At 69.3% G+C, this 21,195-nt stretch carries 23 protein-coding genes; 14 read left to right on the top strand and 9 right to left on the bottom strand.

The annotated features are described in order from the left end of the window. Positions 1 to 31 precede the first annotated feature (31 nt). Positions 32 to 1,156 (bottom strand): glycosyltransferase, encoded by a 1,125-nt coding sequence (locus QHF89_RS22925; protein ID WP_284720829.1) that lies wholly within the window; start codon positions 1,154 to 1,156, stop codon positions 32 to 34. A 109-nt stretch (positions 1,157 to 1,265) separates the two neighbouring features. On the opposite strand from QHF89_RS22925, the gene QHF89_RS22920 reads away from it, so the two are divergent. Further along, positions 1,266 to 1,595 (top strand): hypothetical protein, encoded by a 330-nt coding sequence (locus QHF89_RS22920; protein ID WP_284720828.1) that lies wholly within the window; start codon positions 1,266 to 1,268, stop codon positions 1,593 to 1,595. Between the two features lie 659 nt (positions 1,596 to 2,254). On the opposite strand, the gene QHF89_RS22915 is transcribed toward QHF89_RS22920, so the two are convergent. Both QHF89_RS22915 and QHF89_RS22910 read right to left on the bottom strand, forming a co-directional pair. After that, complete coding sequence (locus QHF89_RS22915) at positions 2,255 to 4,297, bottom strand: serine hydrolase domain-containing protein (protein WP_284720827.1); 2,043 nt, start codon at positions 4,295 to 4,297, stop codon at positions 2,255 to 2,257. A 102-nt stretch (positions 4,298 to 4,399) separates the two neighbouring features. Continuing rightward, the gene (locus QHF89_RS22910) at positions 4,400 to 6,307 is read right to left on the bottom strand and encodes a lipoxygenase family protein (protein ID WP_136968165.1); all 1,908 of its coding nucleotides are present in this window, start codon (positions 6,305 to 6,307) and stop codon (positions 4,400 to 4,402) included. Between the two features lie 317 nt (positions 6,308 to 6,624). On the opposite strand from QHF89_RS22910, the gene QHF89_RS22905 reads away from it, so the two are divergent. The 7 genes from QHF89_RS22905 to QHF89_RS22875 all read left to right on the top strand — a co-directional run bounded on the left by QHF89_RS22905 (position 6,625) and on the right by QHF89_RS22875 (position 12,624). Next, on the top strand, positions 6,625 to 6,876 hold the full coding sequence (locus tag QHF89_RS22905) for an MYXO-CTERM sorting domain-containing protein (RefSeq protein ID WP_284720826.1): 252 nt from the start codon (positions 6,625 to 6,627) through the stop codon (positions 6,874 to 6,876). Positions 6,877 to 7,016: 140 nt separating this feature from the next. Further along, entirely contained in the window at positions 7,017 to 7,928 is a 912-nt protein-coding gene (locus QHF89_RS22900; RefSeq protein WP_284720825.1) for a hypothetical protein, read from the top strand. A gap of 158 nt (positions 7,929 to 8,086) precedes the next feature. Beyond that, complete coding sequence (locus QHF89_RS22895; RefSeq protein WP_284720824.1) at positions 8,087 to 9,184, top strand: hypothetical protein; 1,098 nt, start codon at positions 8,087 to 8,089, stop codon at positions 9,182 to 9,184. Beyond that, a complete protein-coding gene (locus tag QHF89_RS22890) occupies positions 9,181 to 9,894 on the top strand; it encodes an SDR family NAD(P)-dependent oxidoreductase (RefSeq protein WP_284720823.1) in 714 nt (237 codons plus the stop codon). The genes QHF89_RS22895 and QHF89_RS22890 overlap by 4 nt, the downstream gene beginning before the upstream one ends. After that, the gene (locus tag QHF89_RS22885) at positions 9,891 to 10,451 is read left to right on the top strand and encodes a hypothetical protein (RefSeq protein WP_136968168.1); all 561 of its coding nucleotides are present in this window, start codon (positions 9,891 to 9,893) and stop codon (positions 10,449 to 10,451) included. Before QHF89_RS22890 ends, QHF89_RS22885 begins: the two co-directional genes overlap by 4 nt. Then, entirely contained in the window at positions 10,424 to 11,884 is a 1,461-nt protein-coding gene (locus QHF89_RS22880; RefSeq protein WP_284720822.1) for a radical SAM protein, read from the top strand. Before QHF89_RS22885 ends, QHF89_RS22880 begins: the two co-directional genes overlap by 28 nt. Continuing rightward, positions 11,881 to 12,624 carry an SDR family NAD(P)-dependent oxidoreductase gene (locus tag QHF89_RS22875; protein ID WP_136930127.1) on the top strand — a complete coding sequence of 248 codons (744 nt, stop codon included), beginning with the start codon at positions 11,881 to 11,883 and terminating at the stop codon, positions 12,622 to 12,624. The genes QHF89_RS22880 and QHF89_RS22875 overlap by 4 nt, the downstream gene beginning before the upstream one ends. 13 nt (positions 12,625 to 12,637) lie before the next feature. On the opposite strand, the gene QHF89_RS22870 is transcribed toward QHF89_RS22875, so the two are convergent. The 6 genes from QHF89_RS22870 to QHF89_RS22845 all read right to left on the bottom strand — a co-directional run bounded on the left by QHF89_RS22870 (position 12,638) and on the right by QHF89_RS22845 (position 17,790). After that, positions 12,638 to 13,042 (bottom strand): phosphopantetheine-binding protein, encoded by a 405-nt coding sequence (locus QHF89_RS22870; protein WP_136930128.1) that lies wholly within the window; start codon positions 13,040 to 13,042, stop codon positions 12,638 to 12,640. Between the two features lie 19 nt (positions 13,043 to 13,061). Beyond that, positions 13,062 to 14,018, bottom strand: coding sequence for an aldo/keto reductase (locus tag QHF89_RS22865; RefSeq protein WP_136968170.1), 957 nt, complete (start codon positions 14,016 to 14,018; stop codon positions 13,062 to 13,064). Further along, on the bottom strand, positions 13,984 to 14,355 hold the full coding sequence (gene cutA, locus QHF89_RS22860; RefSeq protein ID WP_136968171.1) for a divalent-cation tolerance protein CutA: 372 nt from the start codon (positions 14,353 to 14,355) through the stop codon (positions 13,984 to 13,986). The genes QHF89_RS22865 and cutA overlap by 35 nt, the downstream gene beginning before the upstream one ends. 3 nt (positions 14,356 to 14,358) lie before the next feature. After that, positions 14,359 to 15,231: a hypothetical protein gene (locus QHF89_RS22855; RefSeq protein WP_136968172.1), complete on the bottom strand. Its 873-nt coding sequence runs from the start codon at positions 15,229 to 15,231 to the stop codon at positions 14,359 to 14,361. Beyond that, positions 15,228 to 16,226, bottom strand: coding sequence for an aldo/keto reductase (locus QHF89_RS22850; protein WP_136968173.1), 999 nt, complete (start codon positions 16,224 to 16,226; stop codon positions 15,228 to 15,230). The genes QHF89_RS22855 and QHF89_RS22850 overlap by 4 nt, the downstream gene beginning before the upstream one ends. A 199-nt stretch (positions 16,227 to 16,425) precedes the next feature. Then, positions 16,426 to 17,790, bottom strand: a complete 1,365-nt coding sequence (locus QHF89_RS22845; RefSeq protein WP_136968174.1) for a M20/M25/M40 family metallo-hydrolase — start codon at positions 17,788 to 17,790, stop codon at positions 16,426 to 16,428. Positions 17,791 to 17,900: 110 nt separating this feature from the next. Between QHF89_RS22845 and QHF89_RS22840 the strand changes: the two genes are divergently transcribed. From QHF89_RS22840 to QHF89_RS22815, 6 genes are read left to right on the top strand one after another with little or no spacing between them, the layout of a single operon-like run. Beyond that, positions 17,901 to 18,470 carry a carboxypeptidase regulatory-like domain-containing protein gene (locus QHF89_RS22840; RefSeq protein WP_136968175.1) on the top strand — a complete coding sequence of 190 codons (570 nt, stop codon included), beginning with the start codon at positions 17,901 to 17,903 and terminating at the stop codon, positions 18,468 to 18,470. 20 nt (positions 18,471 to 18,490) lie between these two features. Beyond that, the gene (locus QHF89_RS22835; RefSeq protein WP_284720821.1) at positions 18,491 to 18,697 is read left to right on the top strand and encodes a hypothetical protein; all 207 of its coding nucleotides are present in this window, start codon (positions 18,491 to 18,493) and stop codon (positions 18,695 to 18,697) included. Next, positions 18,694 to 19,212 carry a V4R domain-containing protein gene (locus QHF89_RS22830; RefSeq protein ID WP_136968177.1) on the top strand — a complete coding sequence of 173 codons (519 nt, stop codon included), beginning with the start codon at positions 18,694 to 18,696 and terminating at the stop codon, positions 19,210 to 19,212. The genes QHF89_RS22835 and QHF89_RS22830 overlap by 4 nt, the downstream gene beginning before the upstream one ends. Continuing rightward, positions 19,212 to 19,865, top strand: a complete 654-nt coding sequence (locus QHF89_RS22825) for a V4R domain-containing protein (protein WP_136968178.1) — start codon at positions 19,212 to 19,214, stop codon at positions 19,863 to 19,865. The genes QHF89_RS22830 and QHF89_RS22825 overlap by 1 nt, the downstream gene beginning before the upstream one ends. Next, entirely contained in the window at positions 19,862 to 20,254 is a 393-nt protein-coding gene (locus QHF89_RS22820; protein ID WP_136968179.1) for a hypothetical protein, read from the top strand. The genes QHF89_RS22825 and QHF89_RS22820 overlap by 4 nt, the downstream gene beginning before the upstream one ends. Before the next feature lie 10 nt (positions 20,255 to 20,264). Then, positions 20,265 to 21,182, top strand: coding sequence for an STAS domain-containing protein (locus QHF89_RS22815; protein WP_136968180.1), 918 nt, complete (start codon positions 20,265 to 20,267; stop codon positions 21,180 to 21,182). Positions 21,183 to 21,195: the final 13 nt, after the last annotated feature.

The following is a 21,195-nucleotide window of genomic DNA, read 5'->3' as shown; positions in this document are numbered from 1 at the left end:
GGCCATGCTCGCATGACGCCGCCCCCGTCCGCTACCGCGAAGGCTTGCGCCGCCGATCCACGTAGAACGCGAGGTTCTGCTGGAGCCGCGTGTCGTTCGGCCGCGCCTTCGCGGCCTTCCGCGCGGCCGCCTCGCCCACGTCGAACGCCCCGAGGAAGTAGGCGGACGAGGCCACGAGATCGGCCATCTTCCACGTGTACACCTCCTCGTCCACGAAGAGCCTGTCCTCGACCGGCAGCGGCAGCTCGTCGCCGCGCCGCGCGTAGAGGTACGTGAGCGCGTGCTCCTTGCGCGTATCGTGGTGCAGCGCGATCGCGTAGAGCGGCTCGGCCCGGTGCGGCGCCGCGAGGTGCGCGTCGAGCCAGCGCGAGAGCACCCGCGGCCAGGGCAAGTTTTGCCCCACCCCGCACCGCGCGATTCCCATCTTCGACTCGAAGATCTCCTCCGCCCATCCCCCCATCGCGATCCGACGCGAGAATGCGGCCTCGGCCTCCTGGAATCGGCCGAGCCAGAGCAGCGTCTCGGCGAGGTAAAACGCCGCGCGCGCGTTCGTCGGATCCTCGGCGAGCGACCGTTCGAGCAGCCCCACGTCGCGCTCCCAGCGCTTCTTGCTCCGCTCCGCCGACACCTCGCCGCGGTCGTGCCGGATCCGCACGTCGGGCACCCGCAGGCTCGGCGGCGGCCGATCGTCGTGCATCAGCACCTCGTGCACCACGCCGCGGAACCGCCAGCCTGCGGAGCTGCGCACGATCCGCGGCGAATCGAACTGGATCCCGAGCGCCACCCGCACGTAGTACGCCTCGCGCTCGGGCCCCTCGGCCGCCCGCTCCCGTTCGAGGAACACGCGCAGCGCCTTGCCATTCTCGATCTCGTCGTCCGCGTCGAGCCAGAGCACGAACGTCGTCGCCTCGCCCGCCAGATCGAGCGCGCGATTCCGTGTCGTCGCGAAATCGACGAACGGCTCCTCGAAGAGCTCCCCGGGCACCCCTTCCATAACGCGACGAACCACCTCCTGGGTGCCGTCCGTCGAGCCCGTGTCGAGGACGACCCAGCGATCCACGAAGGGTTTTGCGCTCGCCAGCGTCCGCGCGATCGTCGCCGCCTCGTCCTTCACGATCATCGACAGCGTGAGCAGGCTCCCGGGCTTCTTCGGCATGGCGGGGGCCATGAAAGCCCGTGGGGCGGGGGGCTTGTCAAGCGCGGAGGGAGGGGAGCCCAGCATGCGGGATCTTGTCGTCCGCGTTCGTTTCTGCTCTCCTCGTCGCATGCGTAAATTCTTGTTTGTCCTGGGTATCCTCGCGCCTCTTGCCCTCTCCCTGCCGGCCCGCGCGGACATCCCGCCCGCGACCTCGTCCGGCACCGGCGGCGCCGGCGGCACGGGTGGCAACGGCGGCAACGGCGGCAACGGCGGCAACGGTGGCAACGGTGGCAACGGCGGCGCTGCGAGCTCGACGGGCGGCTCCACGGAGCAACCGAACACGGACGAGGGGAGCTGCTCCGTCGTGGCCCCCGGCGCCGTGACCTACGGCGCCACGGGCGCGTGGATCCTCGGCCTCGGCGTGCTGGTCTACAGCCGCAGGTCCCGCCGTCGGTGAGGGCGGCTTCGCCGTGCGCAGCATGCTGCGGCACGCGCGAAAGCGTTTCCGCCGATGAAGACGACCCGGGAGGAAGGGGGGCGTCACCCTCTGCCGACCGGGGTCATCCCCTCGACAAGGACGTCGCACCCCTCCCCTGACAGGGGGCCGAGCCCTCGGCCAGCCTGTCGCAATCCTCTCCCAGCAGGGTCCGAGCCTTCGGCAAGGGGGTCACACCCCTCCCCAGGTCGGGTCCGAGCTCTCTCCAGGCATGTTGCAGCCCACCCCCGACAGGGTCCGAGTCCTCGGCAAGGGGGTCGTGACCCTCTGCGGACAGGGGTCCTCGCCTCTGCGAGGAGGGTTGCGACCCTCTGCGGACAGGGGTCCTCGCCTCTGCGAGGAGGGTTGCGACCCTCTGCGGACAGGGTCCGAGCCTCTGCGAGGAGGGTTGCGACCCTCTGCGGACAGGGGTCCTCGCCTCTGCGAGGAGGGTCGTGATCCTCTGCGGACAGGCGTCGTCGCCTCTGTGAGGGGGTTGCAACCCTCCGCGGACCGGGTCCGAGCTCTCTCCAGGCATGTTGCAGCCCACCCCCGGCAGGGTCCGAGCCCTCGGCGAGGGGATCGTGACCCTCTGCGGACAGGCGTCGTCGCCTCTGCAAAGGGGGTCGGGAAAGCTCGCGTCAGTCGCTCTCTGTGAACACGTACTCGTGCTGCGCATCGCGAATCTTCAGGGTTCTACGCCCCGCCTGCGCGGAGGCGACGAACTCGGGCGACCAGCTCGGCGCCATCGCGATGAACGTGATCGTCCCGTCGGGGTTCTTGCGCGATGCAATCGGCGCCTTCCACGTGCCGAAATCGAATGTCGCGCCGTCGCCCGTCTTGGTCACCCGGATCTCGCCGAGCACATCGCTGCGGTAACGCGACGCGAGCTTCTCGACCTCGCCCTGATCCGGCGGGAGGGTCAGGAGCTTGCGCGAGGCTGCGATCCATTCCTGCGACGCCTTCGCGGAGACCACGACCGCGTCGTCTGCCTCGGGCCTGCCATCAAACAGCACCTCGAGCAGCTTGCGCGGGAATGCGTCCATCAGCACATTGCCGGAATCTGCGTTGGTGAGGATCACCGCCCCGACTCCGTGCTCCGGCAGCCATACCATGTTGCTGCGGTAGCCGCGCATCCGGCCGCCATGGAACACCATCGGCGTTCCCGAGGAGGTATCGACGTCGAGCCCCATGCCGTACCACGAGTCCTTGCCGGTCTTGACCTGCGGAGCTTGCCGCGCGGCCAGGACCGCCTCGGAGACGTAGCGCTTGCCGCCGGGCAGCGCGCCCTTGGCGAGCTCCATTTGCACGTATTTGAGGAGGTCCCGGACGGTGCTCCACGCACCACCGGCCGGACGCACCGCGCGGATCGGGTCGTTCAGCGCCATTGCGACCTGCGCGATCTTGCCGTCGACGTCGAACGCGTACGGCCGCGCGTAGTTGTCACGCATCGCGACCTTGAAGTCGAGCGTCGTCCGCGTCATTCCGAGCGGCCCGAAGACGCGCGTCGCCATCACCTGATCGTAGGCGGCGCCGAGCTCGAGCTTGGGAAAGGCCACGTGGCCACCGACCAGCCCCGCCGCCGCGGCAATGGGGTTCGAATACTGGTACATCTCGCCAAACTTGCTCGTCGGCTGCATCCTGCCGAGAATCGTGAGCGCGAGCGCCGGCGTCGCGCCCGCGGGGCCGAGCAACCACTCGAGATCGTGGCGCGGCAGCCCCGTACATGCGCACAAGAGGTGCTTGACCTGGACCTTGCTCGTGGCGTCGGGGTCGCCGAGCTTGAACGCCGGCAAGAGCGTGGTGACCGGGGTCTCCCAGCTCAGCTTGCCCTCGTCGACCAGCTTCCCGAGCATCAGCGTGGTGAGCGACTTGGTGTTCGACGCGATGAGGTACGTCGTGTCCGCGTCGACCCTGGCCGGCTTGCCGAGCTCGCGGACGCCAAACCCGCCGGCGAACACGACCTCCCCGTCTTGCACCACGCCGATCGAAATGCCGGGGACGGAGAGCGTCTGCTGGGCCCGGGTGATGAAGGCCTCGAGCTCGGCGACGCGCGCTGCATCGAGCTTATGCGCTTTGCGCCCCGCGAAGGTTTCGCGCACGTAGCCTTTCGGCAAGAACTGGTCGAGCAAAAGCGCGAGCTCAGCCTCGCGTTTCCCGGCGACCGCATTCGCCACGTCGTAGATCCGCACGGTCCACTGATCGCCATGCCGCATCGTCCGCGCGGTGACCGAACGAAGCTCGTTCGGCGAGGTCTGGTACGTGTACGTCCGCTGGTCCTTCCAGCCATGTTTGTTCTGCGTGGGCGTGGTCGACCTGAGCGGCCATTTCGCGTCCGGCCGATACGCGGCCCACGCCTCGGCGAGCGCGGCCTCCGCGTCCTTCGCCTGGGTGTCGACCAGCGCAATCCACGAGCCGCCCTCGGGGGCTTCGAGGATCACCGCATTGCCATTCTCGCGCAGCGACCAGCCCGCTGGCGCGATGAAGGTATGGCCGGCGGCCGTCTTGCTCGGCGTATCCGCGGAGAGCCTTTGCGCTGCGGCCGGTTGCACCGAGGCCGGTTGCGCCGCGGCCGGTTGCGCCGCGACCGGCGCGGGTTGCTTCGCCACGGGAGCCTTCGGCGAAAGGTCCGGCGAGGTACAGCCGATGGCAGCGAGGAGGACTGTGACAAGGAGGGAGCGCACGGGCGCCGAGCGTAGCACCGACGTTCCGAGATTGCAGAGGGCGGAATGCTGCTGCTCGGGGCGATCGTGGTGTGGCGGGGCGGCGCGCCGGGACGCGGCCGCTCAGATATTGATGCTCTGCGGGATCAGCGGGGGGTCCAGGTACGGATAGGGCCCCAGCCGGCTCGCATTGCGGTCCTCGATCACCGCGCTGATCTTCTTCAGCTCCTCCTGGAACGCGAGAAGGTGTGGCAAGACGCGCAGGTCGTGGAAGTGCAGCGGCCTGTAATCCCCGAGCTTCGTGTAATGGACCGAGCCGAGGAGCGTGAGGAAATCGAGCTGCGTGGCACCCATGTCCAGCGGCGGGAACTGATCCAGCAAGGGGTTTCGCGCCGCGTCCTCGCGTGACACCAGGGCGGCCCGGTAGCCAGCGCCCGGGGCGAGCGGGGTGAAGGTCATCAGCCCTCCCTGCGCGAAGTTCACGGCCGCGTGCTGCGCGCTGGCCGTGAACACCAGCATCGTCAGCGCCTCGACCAGGTACGCGACCGTGGTCAGCTTGCCGGCGACCCCACCCTCGCCAAACCCTTTCACCCGACCCCCGTCCTGGGCCACCAGCTCCGCGCTCCACGCCTGCAGGGCCGCGTCCGCCTGCACCTCCGCGTCTGATTTATAATGCACGCCCACGTAGCTGCGTACCCACTTCTCGATGGCGCCCCACACCATCAGCGCGTCGTCCCGGTAGGGATACTCCAGCGCGGGATCGTTCACGTCGCGGCGGGCGAGGTCCTGCGGGAGCATACCTTTGTTGAAATCGAAGTCCGGGTCCGCGATCAGCGAGGCCACGGCCACCGCGCGGCTTGCCTGGATGGTGCCGCCCAGCAGCTTGTCCACCTGATAGCCCGGCGCGATGAGCGTGGACTGCGCCGCGTTGTTGATGAACAGCGTGCCCTCGAAATGCGGGCGCAAGAGCAGGCTCACCGGGTGGTCGTTGGGGAGGTTCCGGTGGGTGGCGACGACGAAGGGCTCCACCAGGAGGTGCGTGTGCCCCAGGTGGGCGACCATCTCGTGATCATTAAAAGCCGCCACCTCCACGGCCGTCTTGGCCTGCAGCCAGGCCTCGCCGTCGGCGGGCGTGAAGAGGGGGAAGAGCGCGTCGTCCTGGCCCCAGCGGATACCAAGCGGCACGAGCCTGCGCCGCCCCTTGCCCCGGGGCAGACCGAAGAGCGCCCGGGGCGCGAAGCAGTACTTGGGCCCATCGGGGAAATTGCCGTTGACCACGCGCGCGAGCCGCGCATAGTCCGCGATGTAAAGTCGCCCCTCCGCGAGCGCCGCCTCCACCCCATCCCCATCGCCCAGCGAGGCCGCGAGCTCGGCGTCGGAAATGCCGAGCGTGCGCCGGGGATCCGTGACCTTCTGGAGGACCAGGGGATTGAACCCTGCCACCTGCATCCACGCGAACGTCGCGTCCTCTTGGAAGCTCTGGGCAGCCCAGGGCAAGGGCAGCGTGACGAAGAGGTCCTGATACGCCTGCAGCGATTGGGGCCTGCCTTCGGGCTTGGCCATCAGCGAATCCAGCACGAGCCTCAAGAGCTCCAGCGGATCCTTGAGCTCCTGCTCGATGGCCTTGCTGGCGAGGCGCTTGCAGAACACGATGGCCTCGGCCGCGTCTAGCGTGGCGGCTTCCAGCCCCCCCGCGTTCGGGCTGAGCTTGTCGATGATGGAGTGATCACTCGGGATGCGCGAGAGATTCACCTGTCCCAGGCCGAGGTGACCGAGATCGAGGATCGACGCGCGCTCTGCCTCCGTCGTGGGGAGCTGCGCGCCGTTCGGCTGCTCGCTTCGGCCCTGCTCGACCTTCCAGGCGAGGCGGTTCTTCGCGATGAGCAGCACCTCCCAGGCGACTTTGATCCACCAAACGAGGGCAGGCTCTTGGCTCTTCGGCACGCTGTCGGCCATCGCCAGCGGCGGCACGTAGGTATAGTTGTACTGGTATGAAGCGCTGGACGCCGGAGAGCTCGGTTCCGTGGACATGACGGCTCCTCGGGGTGTGCGCGCGAAATGCGCGGCGGTCCCCCCCGCGCCATCATCGCCGAAGCGCGCGCCCGAAGCTACAGGCTCGTCACGGGCAGGGCATGTACATCGACGCGCTCGCGCTCGTCGTCACGTACACCCCTATGCCCCCTCGTGTCGGTTCAGCGGGACACGGTTGTCCACCGCGCGGGAAGCGTGTTACGCCCCCGAGGAGGAACCGGCGCCCGAGGGAAGCATCATCACGACATTCTCCAGCGGATATCCGGAGCCATTGGGCCTGGCGTCCTATTTGATGAGGCGAAACTCCGGACCTGCGCGTGCGCCTTCGTCCCATCGGTGAATGTGCGGGCGTGCCGCGCTGCGCCGCATCGAGCCCCGGCGGCAACGGCGGCAACGGCGGCTCCACGAGCTCGACGGGCGGCACGGCTGAAACGCCGGCGGATGACGGCGGCTGTGCCGTCATGTCTCCCGGCACCGCGAAGTACGGCGCCACGAGCGCGTGGATCCTCGGCCTCGGCGCGCTCGCCTACGGCCGCAGGCTCCGCCGCAACGCGTCCCGCCGCTCCTGAACCTCCGTCCCTTGGCCAGGACGCGGGCATCCTTCGTGTCCTCGGCCTCCCTCCTTATCCGTGTAGGCCCCGATGTTGCAGCGGGTGTACGGCGTGCGTCCCGGCTGTGCCGGGCTGTGCCTCGAAAAGGAGCTTGGATCATGAACCAGACGAACCGCTTCGGATTGCTTGCGGCCTTGCTCCTCGCGGCCCTCGCCCCGGCTTGCAAGAGCACGGTGGATTCGGGCGGCGGGGGTACGGGCGGCGCGGGGCAGGGCGGCGCGGGGGCGACGAGCCAGGGCGGCGGGGGCGCCGGCGGGTGCGAGGACCCCGCGCAATGCCCGCAGAGCTGTCCGGAGGACGGCTACCCGCTGCCGAGCGGCCCCTGTCTGATCGAGAACGAGAGGTGCGGCTTCGACGAATGCGGTTATGGCACCGGGAAGGTGTGCTGGGGTGGGGAGTGGAAGATCTTGGTGAACGATCCCGACATGTGCGGTTGTGGGGACACGTCCTGCATCGACCCGGTGGAATGCCCTGATCTGCCGCCCGTGGCCGGCGGCATGTGCGGGGGCAAGTACTTCGAGTGCACGTACCACGATACGGTCTGCATCGGGCGCACCACCAAGGTGAGGTGCGCGGATGGGGAGTGGCTCGTCACCGAATCCAACTCCCAATGCAAGCGGGAGTGCCCGGACACGCTGCCGGTCGATGGCACGCCCTGCGACGAATGCTGCACGTCGACCCAGTGTGTGTACCTCGACGCGAGCGGCTGCCCGGCCCACATCACCTGCCAGAACGGCGTGTGGGTCTCCAGCGTCGAGTCGTGCACGCCGACCTCGGCGTGCGCGACCCTGGACGCGAGCCAATGCAGCAGCGCCCAGGGGTGCCGCTGGCTGGCCGTCGTCGATTGCGTCTATGAGGAGGGTGGGTTCCCGCAGGGCTGTTACCCGGTCGACGACTGCGCCTCGAACGCGGACTGCAACGGCGGGACGTGCCAGTACACCGACGTCAACCCCTGCCCCGATGACAGTTGCAGCACCTGCTGGGCAAAGGCGGTGATCTGCGTGCCCTGATCGAGCCCGAACCGACCACGCGCCGGCGTGAAGCGAGCTCGCGCCGGCGTGCGCCGGGCTCACGTGAACGTGCGCCGGGCTGACGCGGACGTGCGCCGGACGCACGTGGACGTGAACCGGACTCACGTGGACGTGAGCGGAACTGCTAGGATGCCCTCGTGAAGGCCGGATGGATCGGGGGGCGCCGCTTCGACCTCGTGTTTTTCTTCGGCAGCGCGCTCCTCGCCGCGCTCGTTGGGGCCTTCGCGCTCGCCGTCCCGGGGGCGGTGGTGCCGCTCTTCGTGGCCTTCCTCGTCCTCGTCGACGGCCCGCACCTCGTGGCGACCTGGGCCCGCACCTACCTCGACCCGGACTTCCGCGCGCGCCGCGGCCGTCTGCTCGCCCTGAGCCTCGCGTGGCTCCTGCCCGGCCTCGCCGCGTGGTCCGTCACCCGCGCCACGGGCCTGCGCGCCCCGATCGATCTCTTCCTCCTCGCCGCGGCGCTCTGGAGCTTTCACCATAACGTCCGGCAATCGTATGGTGTCCTCGCCATCTACCAGCACCACGCGCGCACCGCGCTCCCCGCGCGCAAGACCGATCGCCTCTTCTTGCACGGCGCCCTCTGGCTCGCCTTTGGCCTTTTTTCCTTCGGTCACCCGCAAAATCGTGTCTTCCTCGGATTGCCAGCGGAGCCGCCGCGCCTCCTCGCGACGCTCGGCCTCGTCCTCCTCGGCCTGCTCCTCGTCGCGACGGTCGGGTATGGCGTTTACCGTCGAACCCGCTTCCGCGGCGAGGACGAACGCCCGCTCCTGTATCTGCTCGGCCCCACGCTTGGCCTCCAGCTCTTCGCGCTTTTCGTCGTCGGCTCGTTCGAACCGCTCGTCCCGCGCCCCGCGGATCCGGAGCAGGCGTTCATGGCGTCCACGGTCGTCGGGGGAACCGTGCACGGCGTGAATTACCTCGGCATCATCGCGGCCGTCTCCAGGCGCCGTTTCGAGGGCAGCGACGCACGCACGCTCGTGGCGTCTTTCGGGCGCCGCCCGCTCGTGGCGTATGCCGCGTTCGTCCTCGTCTCGCTCGGTTACCTCGCGCTCAATGCGGCGCGTGGCGTCCTGCCGAGTCTCGCGCCCGTCTCACGCGAGGCCGCGCTCCCCGAGCTTTTCCTCGTGCTTTACTGGGGCCTCTTCTTCCACCATTACTACATCGATCAAAAGATCTGGCACGTGCGCGACGATCAAACGCTCCGGTTCGAGCTGGGGCTTGGGGGCGTCTCGTGACCGACGCCCGCCTTGCGCTCGTGCTCGGGGGCAGCGGCTACGTGGGCCGCGAGGTCGTGCGTGCGCTCGCGGCCGCGGGCGCCCGGGTCGCGTTCACGTACCAGCGCGGCGCCGCCCTTTCGGAAACCCTCGCCGCCGAGACGGGCGCGCGCGCTTTCCAGACGAACCTCGCCGAACCCGCGTCAATCCGCGCGCTCTTCGACACCCTCGCCGCTGAGGACGCTGCCCCCGATCTGCTCGTGCATGCCGCTGTCGTCTCCGGCACGGGCGCGCTCGCGGATGTCACGGACGCGCTCTGGGACGAGATGCACGCGGTCAACGTCCGCTCCGTGTACGTCGCGATGCAATCGTTCGCCGCGCGGCTCGCGGGCCGGCCCGGGGACGTGGTCCTCACGGCGGCGCTCGACGGCATCGCAAAAATCCCGACGGCGGTGCATTTCGCCGCCACGCAGTCCGCGCGGCTCGGCATGACACAGGCGCTCGCCAAGGAGCTTGGCCCGAAGGACGTCCGGGTGAACCTCGTCCTGCTCGGCGCGCTCGGCGGCGGCATCTCCGAGGGCCTCGATCCGGCGCGGCTCGCCGATTACAAGCGGTACAGCGCGCTCCAGCGTGTCGGCACGCCCGGGGAGGCCGCGCGCGCCATCACGCGCCTCGCGCTCCACAATCGATGGATGACGGGCTCCATCCTGCCCATCACGGGGGGCCTGTGACGCCGCGCTGGGTCGGGCTCCTGCTCCTCGTCGTCCTCGTCCTGCACGCGGTCGTCGCGAAAATGCCCTACGGGCTCCTGCCCGAGATGCTCTACGCCTGCCACGTGGCGACCGCCGTCCTCGCCGTCGGCGTGCTCCTCCGCAAGCCCGCGCTTGTCCTCTTCGGGTTTTCCTTCCATATCGGCGCCGGCCTCTGGGGATACCTCATCGACCTCTGCGAGACCCACACGACGTCCTGGACCTCGGTCCTCGTGCACGTCGCGCCGCTCGTCGTCGGCGCGCGCGAGGTTCGCCACTCGGGCCTGCCGCGCTGGGCGCCGTGGGCCTCGTTTGCCTTCCTCGCGTCGATGGTCGTGTTCGCGTATTACACGACGCCGCCTACCCTCAACGTGAACCTCGCGCACCGGCCCTTCCCGCCCGTCGCGCGGATCACCCCGGCCCTCTGGGCCACGTGGGTGACGAACCTCATCTTCGGGTTTTTTCTCATCTTCACGACCGATTTCGTGGTCCGGAAATGGCTGAAGCGGCAATGGCAGACGCAGCAAACGAAGGCGTGATCCTCGGCGCCACGACGGGCCTCTGCGGGGCGTGCAAGCGCGCCGTTCCGGCCGAGACCGTGCGCGTCTCCGGCAAGATCGTCCTGCGCAAGCGCTGCGAGCTGCACGGGCCGGAAGAGGTGCTCGTGTCGAGCTCCGCGGACTGGTACGAGGACACCGTCGGCCACACCTCCGTCCTCGCGCCCCCTGCCGCGCCACGCCCCGTCTCCGCGGGTTGCCCCTACGATTGCGGCCCTTGCGAGCAGCACGAGCAACGCAATCACCTCCCGGTCGTGCCGATCACCTCGAAATGCGACCTCGATTGCCCGATCTGCTACACGCACAACAAAAACGAGGGCGCCTACCACATGTCCGAGGGCGAGCTCGCGGCCATTCTGCGCCACCTCGACCACGTCGCCCCGGATCGGCGTATCATCAACATCACGGGCGGCGAGCCTACGCAGCACCCTGATTTCGAGCGCCTCGTCGAGATGTGTGTCTCGGCCGGCGTCCGGCGCGTCACCGTCTCCACGCACGGCCTGCGTTTCCTCCGTGACGAGGCGTTGCTCGAACGCCTCGCCCGTATCGACGCCCGCGTGATTCTCTCGTTCGACTCCTTCGAGGCCGAGGCCAACAAGAAGATGCTCGGCGGCCACCACCTGAACGCCAAGCTCCGGATCCTCGATCTGCTGGAGAAACACGGCGTGGCCACGACGCTCCTGCCCGTGCTCGCGCGCGGCGTGAACGACCACGAGGTCGCGGCGTTCATCGACCTCGCGCTCGCGAAGGATTTCATCCGCTCCGTCGAGTTCCACCCCATGACGTTCACGGGCCAGAGCGGCGCGAGCTTCGAGCGCAGCGCCCGCTACACGGCGTTCGACGCGCTCTCCGACATCGAGCGCCAATCGGGCGGCCGGCTCGCGGTCCGTGATTTCGTCCCTTCGCCGCTCGCGCACCCGCTCTGCTACCAGATCGCGTATCTGCTCCGCTTGAAGGACGGCCGCTGGCTGCCGTTCACCCGCTTCATGGACCGCGAGGATCTCCGGAGCCTGCTCTCGCAGGAGCTTTACATCGTGCCGGGCCCCGAGATGGAGCATATCCTCGTGGACGTGCTCAATCGCCTGTGGGCGGGCGACATCGACTGCGAGGAGACCGACGCGGTCCTCTCCGCCTTGAAGGACCTCGTCGAGCGCATGTTCGCGCCCGGCACCGACGAGGCCATCCGCATGCGTATCGCCGAGATGCACACGAAGGCCATTTACGTGCACACCCACATGGACGAGGAGACGTTCGACACGGACCGCATTCGCCGCTGCTGCGTCGGCATGCCCGGCCCCGACGGCTCGAACGTCCCCTCCTGCGCCTACAACGTCCTCTACCGCGAGCGCGACGCGCGATTCTCGCCGCGTCCCGCGGCGCCGCTCGTGCAGCTCGGCCGGGGGAGGACACGATGAGCGGGCGGCTCGCGGGGAAACGTTGCCTGGTGACGGGCGGCTCGCGGAACCTCGGCCGCGCGATTGCATTGGCCTTCGCGCGGGAGGGGGCGCGCGTGGCGTTCACGTACCACACGCGGGAGGATGCGGCCGAGGAGACACGGGCGCTGCTCGAAGCCGCGGGCGCTTCGCCGCTCGTGCTCAAGGGCTCGGTCTCGGACGCGGCGCACGTGGCGGCGGCGGTGAAGGCGGTGGAGACGGCGTACGGCGGCATCGACGTGCTCGTGAACAATGCGGCGCTGACGCAGGTCCTCCCGATCGCGCTCCTCGAAGAGGCGGAGTGGGACGCGGCGATGGACACGAACGTGAAGGGGCCGTACCTGTTCTCGCGCGCGGCGCTGAAATCGATGATCCGCGCGAAAAAGGGCCACATCCTGAACGTGGGCTCGTTCGGCGCGGACCGCGTGCTCGACGCGCCGGTCCATTACGCGGCCTCGAAGGCGGCGCTCGTCGGGTTCTCGCTGGCGCTCGCGAAGGAGATCGGCCGGTATGGAATCGCGGTGAATTGCCTGGTCCCGGGCCTGCTCGAAACGGGATTGTCCGCGCGGCTGCCGAAGCACCGCGTCGAGAGTTACGTGGCGCAGGCGGCGCTGGGGAGGCTCGGGACGGTGGAGGAGGTCGCGGATCTTGCGGCGTGGCTGGTGTCGGACGAGAACTCGTTCATGACGGGCGGGCAGGTCGTGATCGACGGGGGGCTCTGAGCCGCCCCGTTCGTCACACCACCACGCCCCGCTTCTTCGCTTCCACCATGTTCACGAACGTCTGCACCGAGAAGAGCCCCAGGATCTGCACGGCCCGAAGCCCCGGCTCGATACGATCCTTCGCCTCCGGCATCAGCTCGCGCAGCCGTTCGAGGCCCTTGTCGCTGACGACGCCGCCCGGCGCGAACTCCTCGTCGCTCATGTCGCCGCGCGCGGCCTTTTGCATCTCGCCCCGCGTGATCTGGATGCCGAACGTCCGCTCGATCTTGAACACGATATCGAGGTAATCGAGCGACTCGGCGCCGAGGTCGGCCATGAGGAGCGACTCGTTCTTCACCGCGGCCGGATCGAGGGCGAGCGCCTCGGCGACGATGAGGCGGACTTGCGCGGCGATCTCGGGGTCGTTGGCTTCGGACATCACGCGTGATCCTACAAGATCACCAGTCCCACATCAATCCGGGCGGCAGGGAATCCGAGACGACCCGCCCGATCCGGTCGATCTCCGCGAGGTCCGAAGAGACGAGCGAGACGTCGCCGGCGCGCGCATTCTCCTTCGCCTGCGCCTCGTTCCTCGCGCCCACGATCGCGCACACGCCTCCTTGCGCGACGAGCCAACCGAGCGCGAGGTGGGCCAGCGTGACGCCGTTCCTCGCGGCGATCGGCCCGAGCGCGTCGAGGGCCACGAGCGCCTTCTCGAACGTCTCGCCCTTGAAGAGCCGGTTGTCCACGCGGTTGTCGCCCTCGGCGAAGACGTGCCCGCGCCCGAACTTGCCCGTGAGCAGCCCTTGGGCGAGCGGCGAATACGCGAGCACGGTGATCCCGTTCGTCTCGCAATACGAGAGCGTGTCCTCCACGGCCTTCCGGAAGAACAGCGAATAACAAGGTTGCAGGCTGTCGACCGGGCCCACGCGGCGCGCGGCTTCGAGCTGCGATCGATCGAAGTTGGATACGCCGATCGCGCGGATCTTCCCCTGCGCCTTCAAATCCAGGAGCGCGCCCATCGTCTCCTCGATCGGCACCACCTCGCTGCCGAAGCTCCCGGCCGGCCAGTGGATCTGGTAGAGGTCGATCCGGTCCGTCCCGAGGTTTCGGAGCGATCGCTCGCACGCCTCGATCACCTTGGCGCGGCGCAGGTGGTTCCAGGACACCTTCGTCAAAATCACGATCCGCTCGCGCTCGCCTGCGAGTGCCTTCGCGAGGATACGCTCGCTGTGCCCGGCCCCGTATTCCTCGGCCGTGTCGAACGTCGTCACGCCCGCGTCGAGGGCCGCCCGGTGCGCGGCGATCTGCGCGGCGTCGTCGATGCCGACCCATGACGCCTTGCCCGCCTGCCAGCCGCCGAAGACGACGGCGCTCACGTCAATCGATGTCGTCCCGAGCTTCTTGTACTTCATTGCCTTCGTGCTCCCGCGTGCTCGTGTGTTCGTCGATCCAGGCGAGGAACTCCGGCAGGCCCAGGGCGATCGGCGTCGCCACGATCTGCGGGAGTTCGTAGGAATGGTTCGCCCGGACGAAGGCGACGATCGCGTCCCAGAGCGCTGCGCGCGAGAAGAGCGTCACGCGGTGCTCGGGGTGCGCGTGGATCGCGCCTCTCCAGCGGTAATGGCTGGTCGTGATCGGCTCGACCTGGGCCGAGGCGGCGAGCCTCTGCGCGACGGCGGTCGCGCCGAGCGCCTCGGCCTCCTCGGCCGAGCGTGTCGTGATGTGGACGAGGATGTGGCCGGATCGCATGGCTCAGCCCCCGGAGCCCGGATCCCAGCAAATGCCTTCGATGCAGTAGTTCGTGGCGCAGTCGGTCGGGACCACGCAAGGCGAGCCGACCCCGCAGCCGGCGCAGCCGTCGCCGCAATCCAGGTTCGTCTCGCCGTGGTTCTGTTGCCCGTCCGTGCAATGGTTGACGCAGGTCGTGCCCACGCAGACCATCGTCCCGCCGCCGCAATGGGCGGTCTCCAGGCAACCCACGCAAGCGCCATTCCCGTCGCAGACGCCGGCGGGACAGGCGGTCCCGGCATTCCGAGGCGCGCTCTGAGGCACGCCCTCCATGCACGCGGTCGCGAAACACGGGGACGGGGGCGCGGGCGGGTCGGCCGCGAACACCGTGACGGCCACGCCATTCGCGCCGCAGGCGGGCGCCATGCAATCGCCCGGGGTCGGATCGGGCAAGGGGGTGCCGGGGGGCGAGGCGTTCGTCACGCAGATCCCTTGCTGGCACGTGATCGGCGCGCACGGGTGGGCCGGGCCGCTCTGGCACGCCATGTCGTCCATGCAGCCCAGGCATTTGCCCGCGCCGTCGCACCGGAGGAGCCCATCGAGCCCGCACGGTGAATCCGCGGGGCGCGGCGTGTTTCGGGGCGTCGTGCCCTCGCAGGCGTCCTCCGTGCATTCGTTCACGTCGGAGAGGACGTCGTCCGGATCCAGCTCGTTCACGAGCTCGCCGTCCTTGCAGACCTCACGCTGGCAATCGGCGGGCGTCGTATCGTAGACCTCGCCCTCCTCGCAGGTCGCGAGGCGCAAATCCGACGCGATGCCGAGCACGACCTGGCAACCCCCGAGCACGCCGAGGGCGACGAGGGGCGCGAGGCGGAAGAAGCGGGGCCTCATGCTCATGCCTTGAAATAGGAATATTCGTCGGCCCGTGGCGCGAGCCTCCGCTCGAGCGACGCGAGCGTCTCTTTCGTCTGCGGCGTGAGCGCCCGGCCAATGCCGAGGTTCTGGCGCACCTCGGCCGGGCTCTTCATGCCCACGATGACCGTGTCCGCGAAATGGGCGCCATACCCGATGAGCTCCTCGGGCGTCGCCGCGCCGTCCGCGAGGATCCGCCCCGCGGCCATGACCTTCATGCCAATCACGCCCATGCCGCGCCGCCGCGCCTCGGGCACGACGGTCGTCAGGAACGGGAGCCGCGCCGGATCGGCTGGGTTCACCGCACAAAGCACGGTGTCGAAATCGTACCGCTGCATGGCCTCGACGAGGATGGCCGGATCGTGATGTCCGGTGATCCCGACGAACCGGATCCGGCCGTCCTTGCGAGCCGCCTCGACGGCCTGGATCGCGCCGCCCTTGCTGAAGATCTCGTCGAGATCCTCCCGCGTGCGCAGGTCGTGGAGCTGCCAGAGGTCGAGGCGGCTGGTCCCGAGCCGCTTGAGGCTCTCGTCGAGCAGGCGCAAGCTCGCGTCGCGGCCCCGCTCGTGGGTCTTCGAGGCGAGAAAGACCTGATCCCGCGCGCCGGGCGGCGCCTGCCGGAACGCCTCGCCATAATAATCGAGCGAGCCCGCGTAGGCCGGCGCAGTGTCGCAATACCGGACCCCGAGCCGCAGGGCTTCGAGGATCATCGGGACGGCCTCACGTTCGCGGTTCCACGTCCGCAAGATCCCTTCGCCGCCGAGCGACACGGGCTCGACGGGCGCGCCCGTGCGTCCGAGCGTCCGCGTGGCCGAAGGCGCCGACGCCCCAGGCGCCGGCAGCGCCGCAGAGGCCGGCGGTGTCGCGCTCGTCTCACCCGCGCCCGCCGTGGTCCCGCTGCTCGTGGTTTTGCAGCCCGCCGCCGCCGCCGCCGCGGCCACGAACTTGAGCACGCCCCGCCTCGAAAGCTCGTCCGCCATGGTTGCCCTCGCTCCACGAAAAGGATGGACCGGAACGACCGCCGCGGGAAGGCCTTCTCGACGGTCGAGGCCCCTCGCCGGGGTTTCACCCCGGGCCCGACCAGGGGCTCTTCGCCCCTGGACCCGAACCAGGGCACAGCCCTGGACCGAGGGTGCATCGACCGCGATGCGGTCGATGCAAAGGGGATGGGAGAGCGTTTTACTGGGAAAACCTGCGCACGACGTCGAAGAGGACCTCGGTCCCCCATTTCAACCCGTCGACCGGGATGCGCTCGTCGTGGCCGTGGAAGAGGTCGGCGAAGCGCAGGCCCTTCGGCATCTTCACGGGGGAAAACCCGTACCATTTCGCGCCGAGCTGCGTGAAATACTTCGCGTCCGTGAAGCCCGGGATCATGTACGGCACGACGGTGGCCTCGGGCTCGCGGTCGAGGATCGCCGCGCGGATCGTGCCGAAGAGCGGGGAATCGACAGGATCGGTCGTGGTGGGCGGCGCGCTCTTCACGATCTCCAGCGAGACCTCCGGCCCGAGCACCGCGCCGAGCTCACGCAGGAAATCGGCCTCGGTCTGTCCGGGCAGCGTGCGCCCGTCGATCTCGGCCTCGGCGAAGCCGGGGATGACGTTCACCTTCGTGCCCGCGCGCAGGATCGTCGGCGACGCCGTGTTCGAGAGCATCGCGCCGAAGCTCCGCGCGATCATACGATCGGGCAAGGCGCGCAGGACGTGCGGCGCGATCGCAGGGTGGAGGAGCCGGCGCAGGAGGGCGCGCAGCGGCGCGGGTTGCTTGGCCGCGAGGCCGTCCACGAAATCACGGACGTAGGGCGTGACGTGCACGGGCAGCGGCTTCTCGCCGAGCCGCGCGATGGCGTCCGCGAGCTTGATGACGGCCGAATCCTCGCGCGGCATCGAGCCGTGCCCGGGCTCGCCGCGGACACGCGCGCGCACCCAGCAGAGGCCCTTCTCCGCGACCTGGATCGGGTAAAACGTGGCCTTGCCGAGGTGCAGCGTGTAGCCGCCGCTCTCGCCGATCGCGTATTCGGCGCGCACGAGGTCGGGGTGGTTCTCGACGAGGAAGCGCGAGCCGTAGTCGCATCCCGCTTCCTCGTCCGCGACGGCCGCGAAGATGACGTCGCGGCGCAAGCGCATCTTCTCGCGGGCGAGGCGCGTGAGGATCGCGACCGACATCGCGGCCATGTTCTTCATGTCGATCGCGCCGCGCCCCCAGAGGCAGCCGTCCGCGACGGCGCCCGAGAACGGCGGGTGTTTCCACGCCGAGGCCTCGGCCTCGACGACGTCGAGGTGCGCCGTGAGCAGGAGCGGAGGCAACTCGCCCGTGCCGCGCAGGCGCGCGACGACGTTCGCGCGCTCGGGCGCGCTCTCGAGGGTGATCGGTTCGAGCCCCGCGGCGGCGAGCTCGCCGGCGACGACCTCCGCCGCGGCGCGCTCGCGGCCCGGCGGGTTCGTGGTGTCGATGCGGAGGAGCGTCTGGCAGAGTCGGAAAGCGTGCTCGCCAAGCTCACGATCGGGCGTTTGCGGGGAGGGATCCTGCGCGGAAGCGGACGTCATGGCGGTGCGCATCCTATCAACCACGCGGCGCGAGGGTAGGGCTTTCCGACGGCCGTCTTGCCGAGCGCTTGCAAGAGCGCGTATCCTCGAACGGTACGAGGCGCGAGATCATGCACGGCAAGAAATGGCGCATCAGCACGCTCTCGGACGTCGTATGGATCGTGCCGCGCCTCGGCGGCGGCGCCGTGCCCGAGGGCGCGTCGTCCGTCGCCCGGGGGCTCGCCGCCTGGTTCGTCGACGGCTGGTTCCCGGACGAACCCCGCGCGCACGCCCTCGTCGCCGACATCACGGCCTTCCTCGCGGGGCCGCTCGGCGCGCGGGAAGGCGCATCGTTCACCGCGCAGCGCGCGCGCGTCCGGCAGGCGCTCGAGGCGGGCGAGCTTCGCGCGTTCAAGATGGAGATGCAGTTCGTCCTCGCGGCGGGCGGGCGCAAGGAGGAGCCGAAGGGCGAGAAGGTCGCAGCACGGGAGGAAAAAACCTGGTTCGGCATCGAGCTCGTGGACGACGACGATCCGCCGAAGCCCGTGCCGTTCAAGCGATACCGCGTCGAGCTGCCGGACGGCGCGACGCGCGAGGGGATGCTCGACGCCGAGGGCCGGGCGCGCATCACGGGGATCGACCCGGGCCAATGCTCGGTCACGTTCCCCGATTTCCACGGCGAGGATTGGCGCCGGCTCTAGCCGGCAACGGAGACATGGGCGTGGGCAAGGAGCTCGTGCAGGTCGTGGATTTCGTTCGCGGGCGCGCCCGCGGGAGCGCCGTGGTGGAGCTGGCGCGGCTCAACTTGCTCGTCGGGCGCGCATTGTCGCGCAACGCCGAGTCGATCCCGGACGACCCGGAGCTCGTCGCGCGTGCGTGGGTCTGCGCGCGAGAGATCCTGGAACACGAAAGGAAGGCAAAACGATGAGCTTTCACCTCGCTCCGCAGGCGGACCTCGAGCGCGGCATCACCACGCTCGGCGGACGCCGTCTTGTGTTCCATTGTCACCATTACAACGTCTTCCTCCAGCGCACGATCGAGGACGCCCTGCAGGAGCGGGCCCCGAGGTTGCTCGTGGCGGCGGGGATGGAGGCCTCGCGCTCGATGCTGCAAGGGCGCGAAGGCGAGGCGCAGAGCGGCTCGGCCGCGCGCGTCTTGCAGCGCGCGGCGGACACGTTCGCGGCGCAAGGGTTTGGCCGGGTCGACGTCGGCCAGCTCGGCGAGGGCGGCGGGCAGGCGACGCTCGACCATTCACATTACGCGGTCGGCTGGGTGTCGCGCTGGGGCAAGCGGCCCGCGCCGGGGTGCTTCTTCGCCGCGGGGTTCCTCGCCGGCGCGGTCGCGGTCGCCTACCGCCTCGCGCCCGAGCGGGTCACGAGCCGGGAGGTCGAGTGCGTCGCCGCGGGGGACGAGCGGTGCTCCTTTCGCGTGGAGGTGTGGTGATGGCCATTGACGAGCGCGTCATCGTCGAGACCGTCACGGGAATGGGCCTCGCCGGCAACGAGGAGGGCCTCATCCCGGCGTTTGGTCTGTACCTGACGAACCATTACGCGGATTTCTACAACCGGATCTCGTTCGGCGTCCTCGGCGCGCTCGTCCGGGAAAACCCCGAGCTCACGGAGGACGCGGTCGCGCTCCTCACGGAAGCCGCGCATGTCTGCGCGTTCCACACGTTCGGCGGGATCATGTCGTCGGTCGAGTGGGACGCGCTCGTCCAGCCGATGATCGAGAGCCGCGAGGATTGGGTCCGCGGCATGATGGCGGTGGTGAACGCGTTCGGCTGGGGCCGTTTTCGTGTGGCCGAGCTCCTGCCCGACGAGCGGCTCGTCGTCGAGCTGCGCGATAGTTATGAGTCGTCCGGGTACCTCGAATCGTATCCGCGGGCCGACGGGCCACGTTGCTTCCTGGCGAACGGCGGGATGGCGGGGCTCATGAACCTCGTCTACCAGGGCGACATCACGCGCAGGCCCGCGCTCACCGAGGAGCTTTATCGCGAGGTGTTCAGCGACCCGCGATCCTTCCGCTCCCGCGAGCGTCTTTGCGCCGCGAAGGGTGATTCGCACTGCGAGTTCGTCGTGGAGCGAATGCAGGGATGACAGCGGACGCCGGGCAAGACCGGCGGAGCGTCGCTTCGTACGGAGAGGTCCTCGACGTGGTCGACGTCGGCCGCGTGCGGCTCACGCGGCGTTACGGCTGCATCCGGCGGGATCAGTTCGAGCTCGTGACGAAGGAGCCATTTCCTCCGGCGTTTCGCGATTGGATCGCGTCGCGCGGGGAGCTCCGCGAGCGGCCCGCGTTCTACGTGATCGAGGCGCCGGGCGCATTTCAGCTCACGGTCGCGCCGCGCGCGGGCCGCGCGATTCTGATGCCTCGCCTTGCAACGGACCTCACGTGGCAAGCGCAAACCGCGCGCGAGATCGCCGAGGTCCTCGACGGCATGCTGAATCACGGCTCCTGCCTGGCAAACACGCCACAAGCGGGGTAGAAGGGCCAACGTGGACGTCGTGGACATGCAGTCGCGAATCGCGGCGCTCGAGGCGCGGCTCGCCGAGGAGATGCAGGCCCGGCAGCTCCTCGCCGAGGAGCTCGACCTGCTCCGGGCCGTGATCGACGAGATGCCCGTGGGCGTGATCGTCGAGGATACGTCGGGTCGGCGCCGCATGTACAACGCGCATATGCGGGCCATCGCGGGCGAGCCCGGGGCGCGGCGTGTATTCGTCTCGGATGGCGTGTCGCCGGCGCCCCCGGAGCGGGATCCGACGCGGCGGGCGCTCGGCGGCGAGGTGGTCGAGAACCTGGAGAGCCTGCTCGGCGCGACCGGCGAAGAGGGCCCCGGCACGTGGATCTCGCAGTCGTCGCGCCCGCTCTTCGGCGCAGACGGCGTGGTGCGCGCGGCGGTGACCGTGACCCGCGACGTGACCGAGCACAAGGACATCCTGCGCGAGCTCGACGAGGCGATCGTGGCGAGCGACGACGAAAAACGCGCGCTCATCGATCGGCTGGAGGCCGGGATTGACGCGCTCTCGACGCCCATCATCGAGGTATGGGAGGACGTGCTCGCGCTCCCCGTGATCGGCGCGGTGGACGATCGGCGCGGCGCGGAGATCACGTCGCGGCTGCTCGACGCGGTCGTCGCGAGGGGCTCGCGTTTCGTGATCATCGACTGGACAGGCGTCGATACGATGGACACGAACAGCGCGCGTCATTTGCTGGATCTCGTGCGCGCCGTGGAGCTCGTGGGCGCCGAGTGCATCCTGACCGGCATTCGCCCGGCCGTCGCCGTTTCTTTGCTCCACCTCGACGTGCGGTTCGAGCACCTCCGCCTGCTGCGGAGCGTGAAATACGGCCTGCGCCATTGCTTCGCGCGGCTCGGCCGCAGCACCGGAATGCGCCGCCAGCGCAGCGCGGGATAAACCCCGCCGCCGG

It is taken from the genome of Polyangium sorediatum (assembly GCF_029946465.1).
GTDB lineage: Bacteria > Myxococcota_A > Polyangia > Polyangiales > Polyangiaceae > Polyangium > Polyangium fumosum.
Note: the sequence above shows the minus strand (reverse complement) of the source record. Positions and strands in the feature narration are given on the sequence as shown.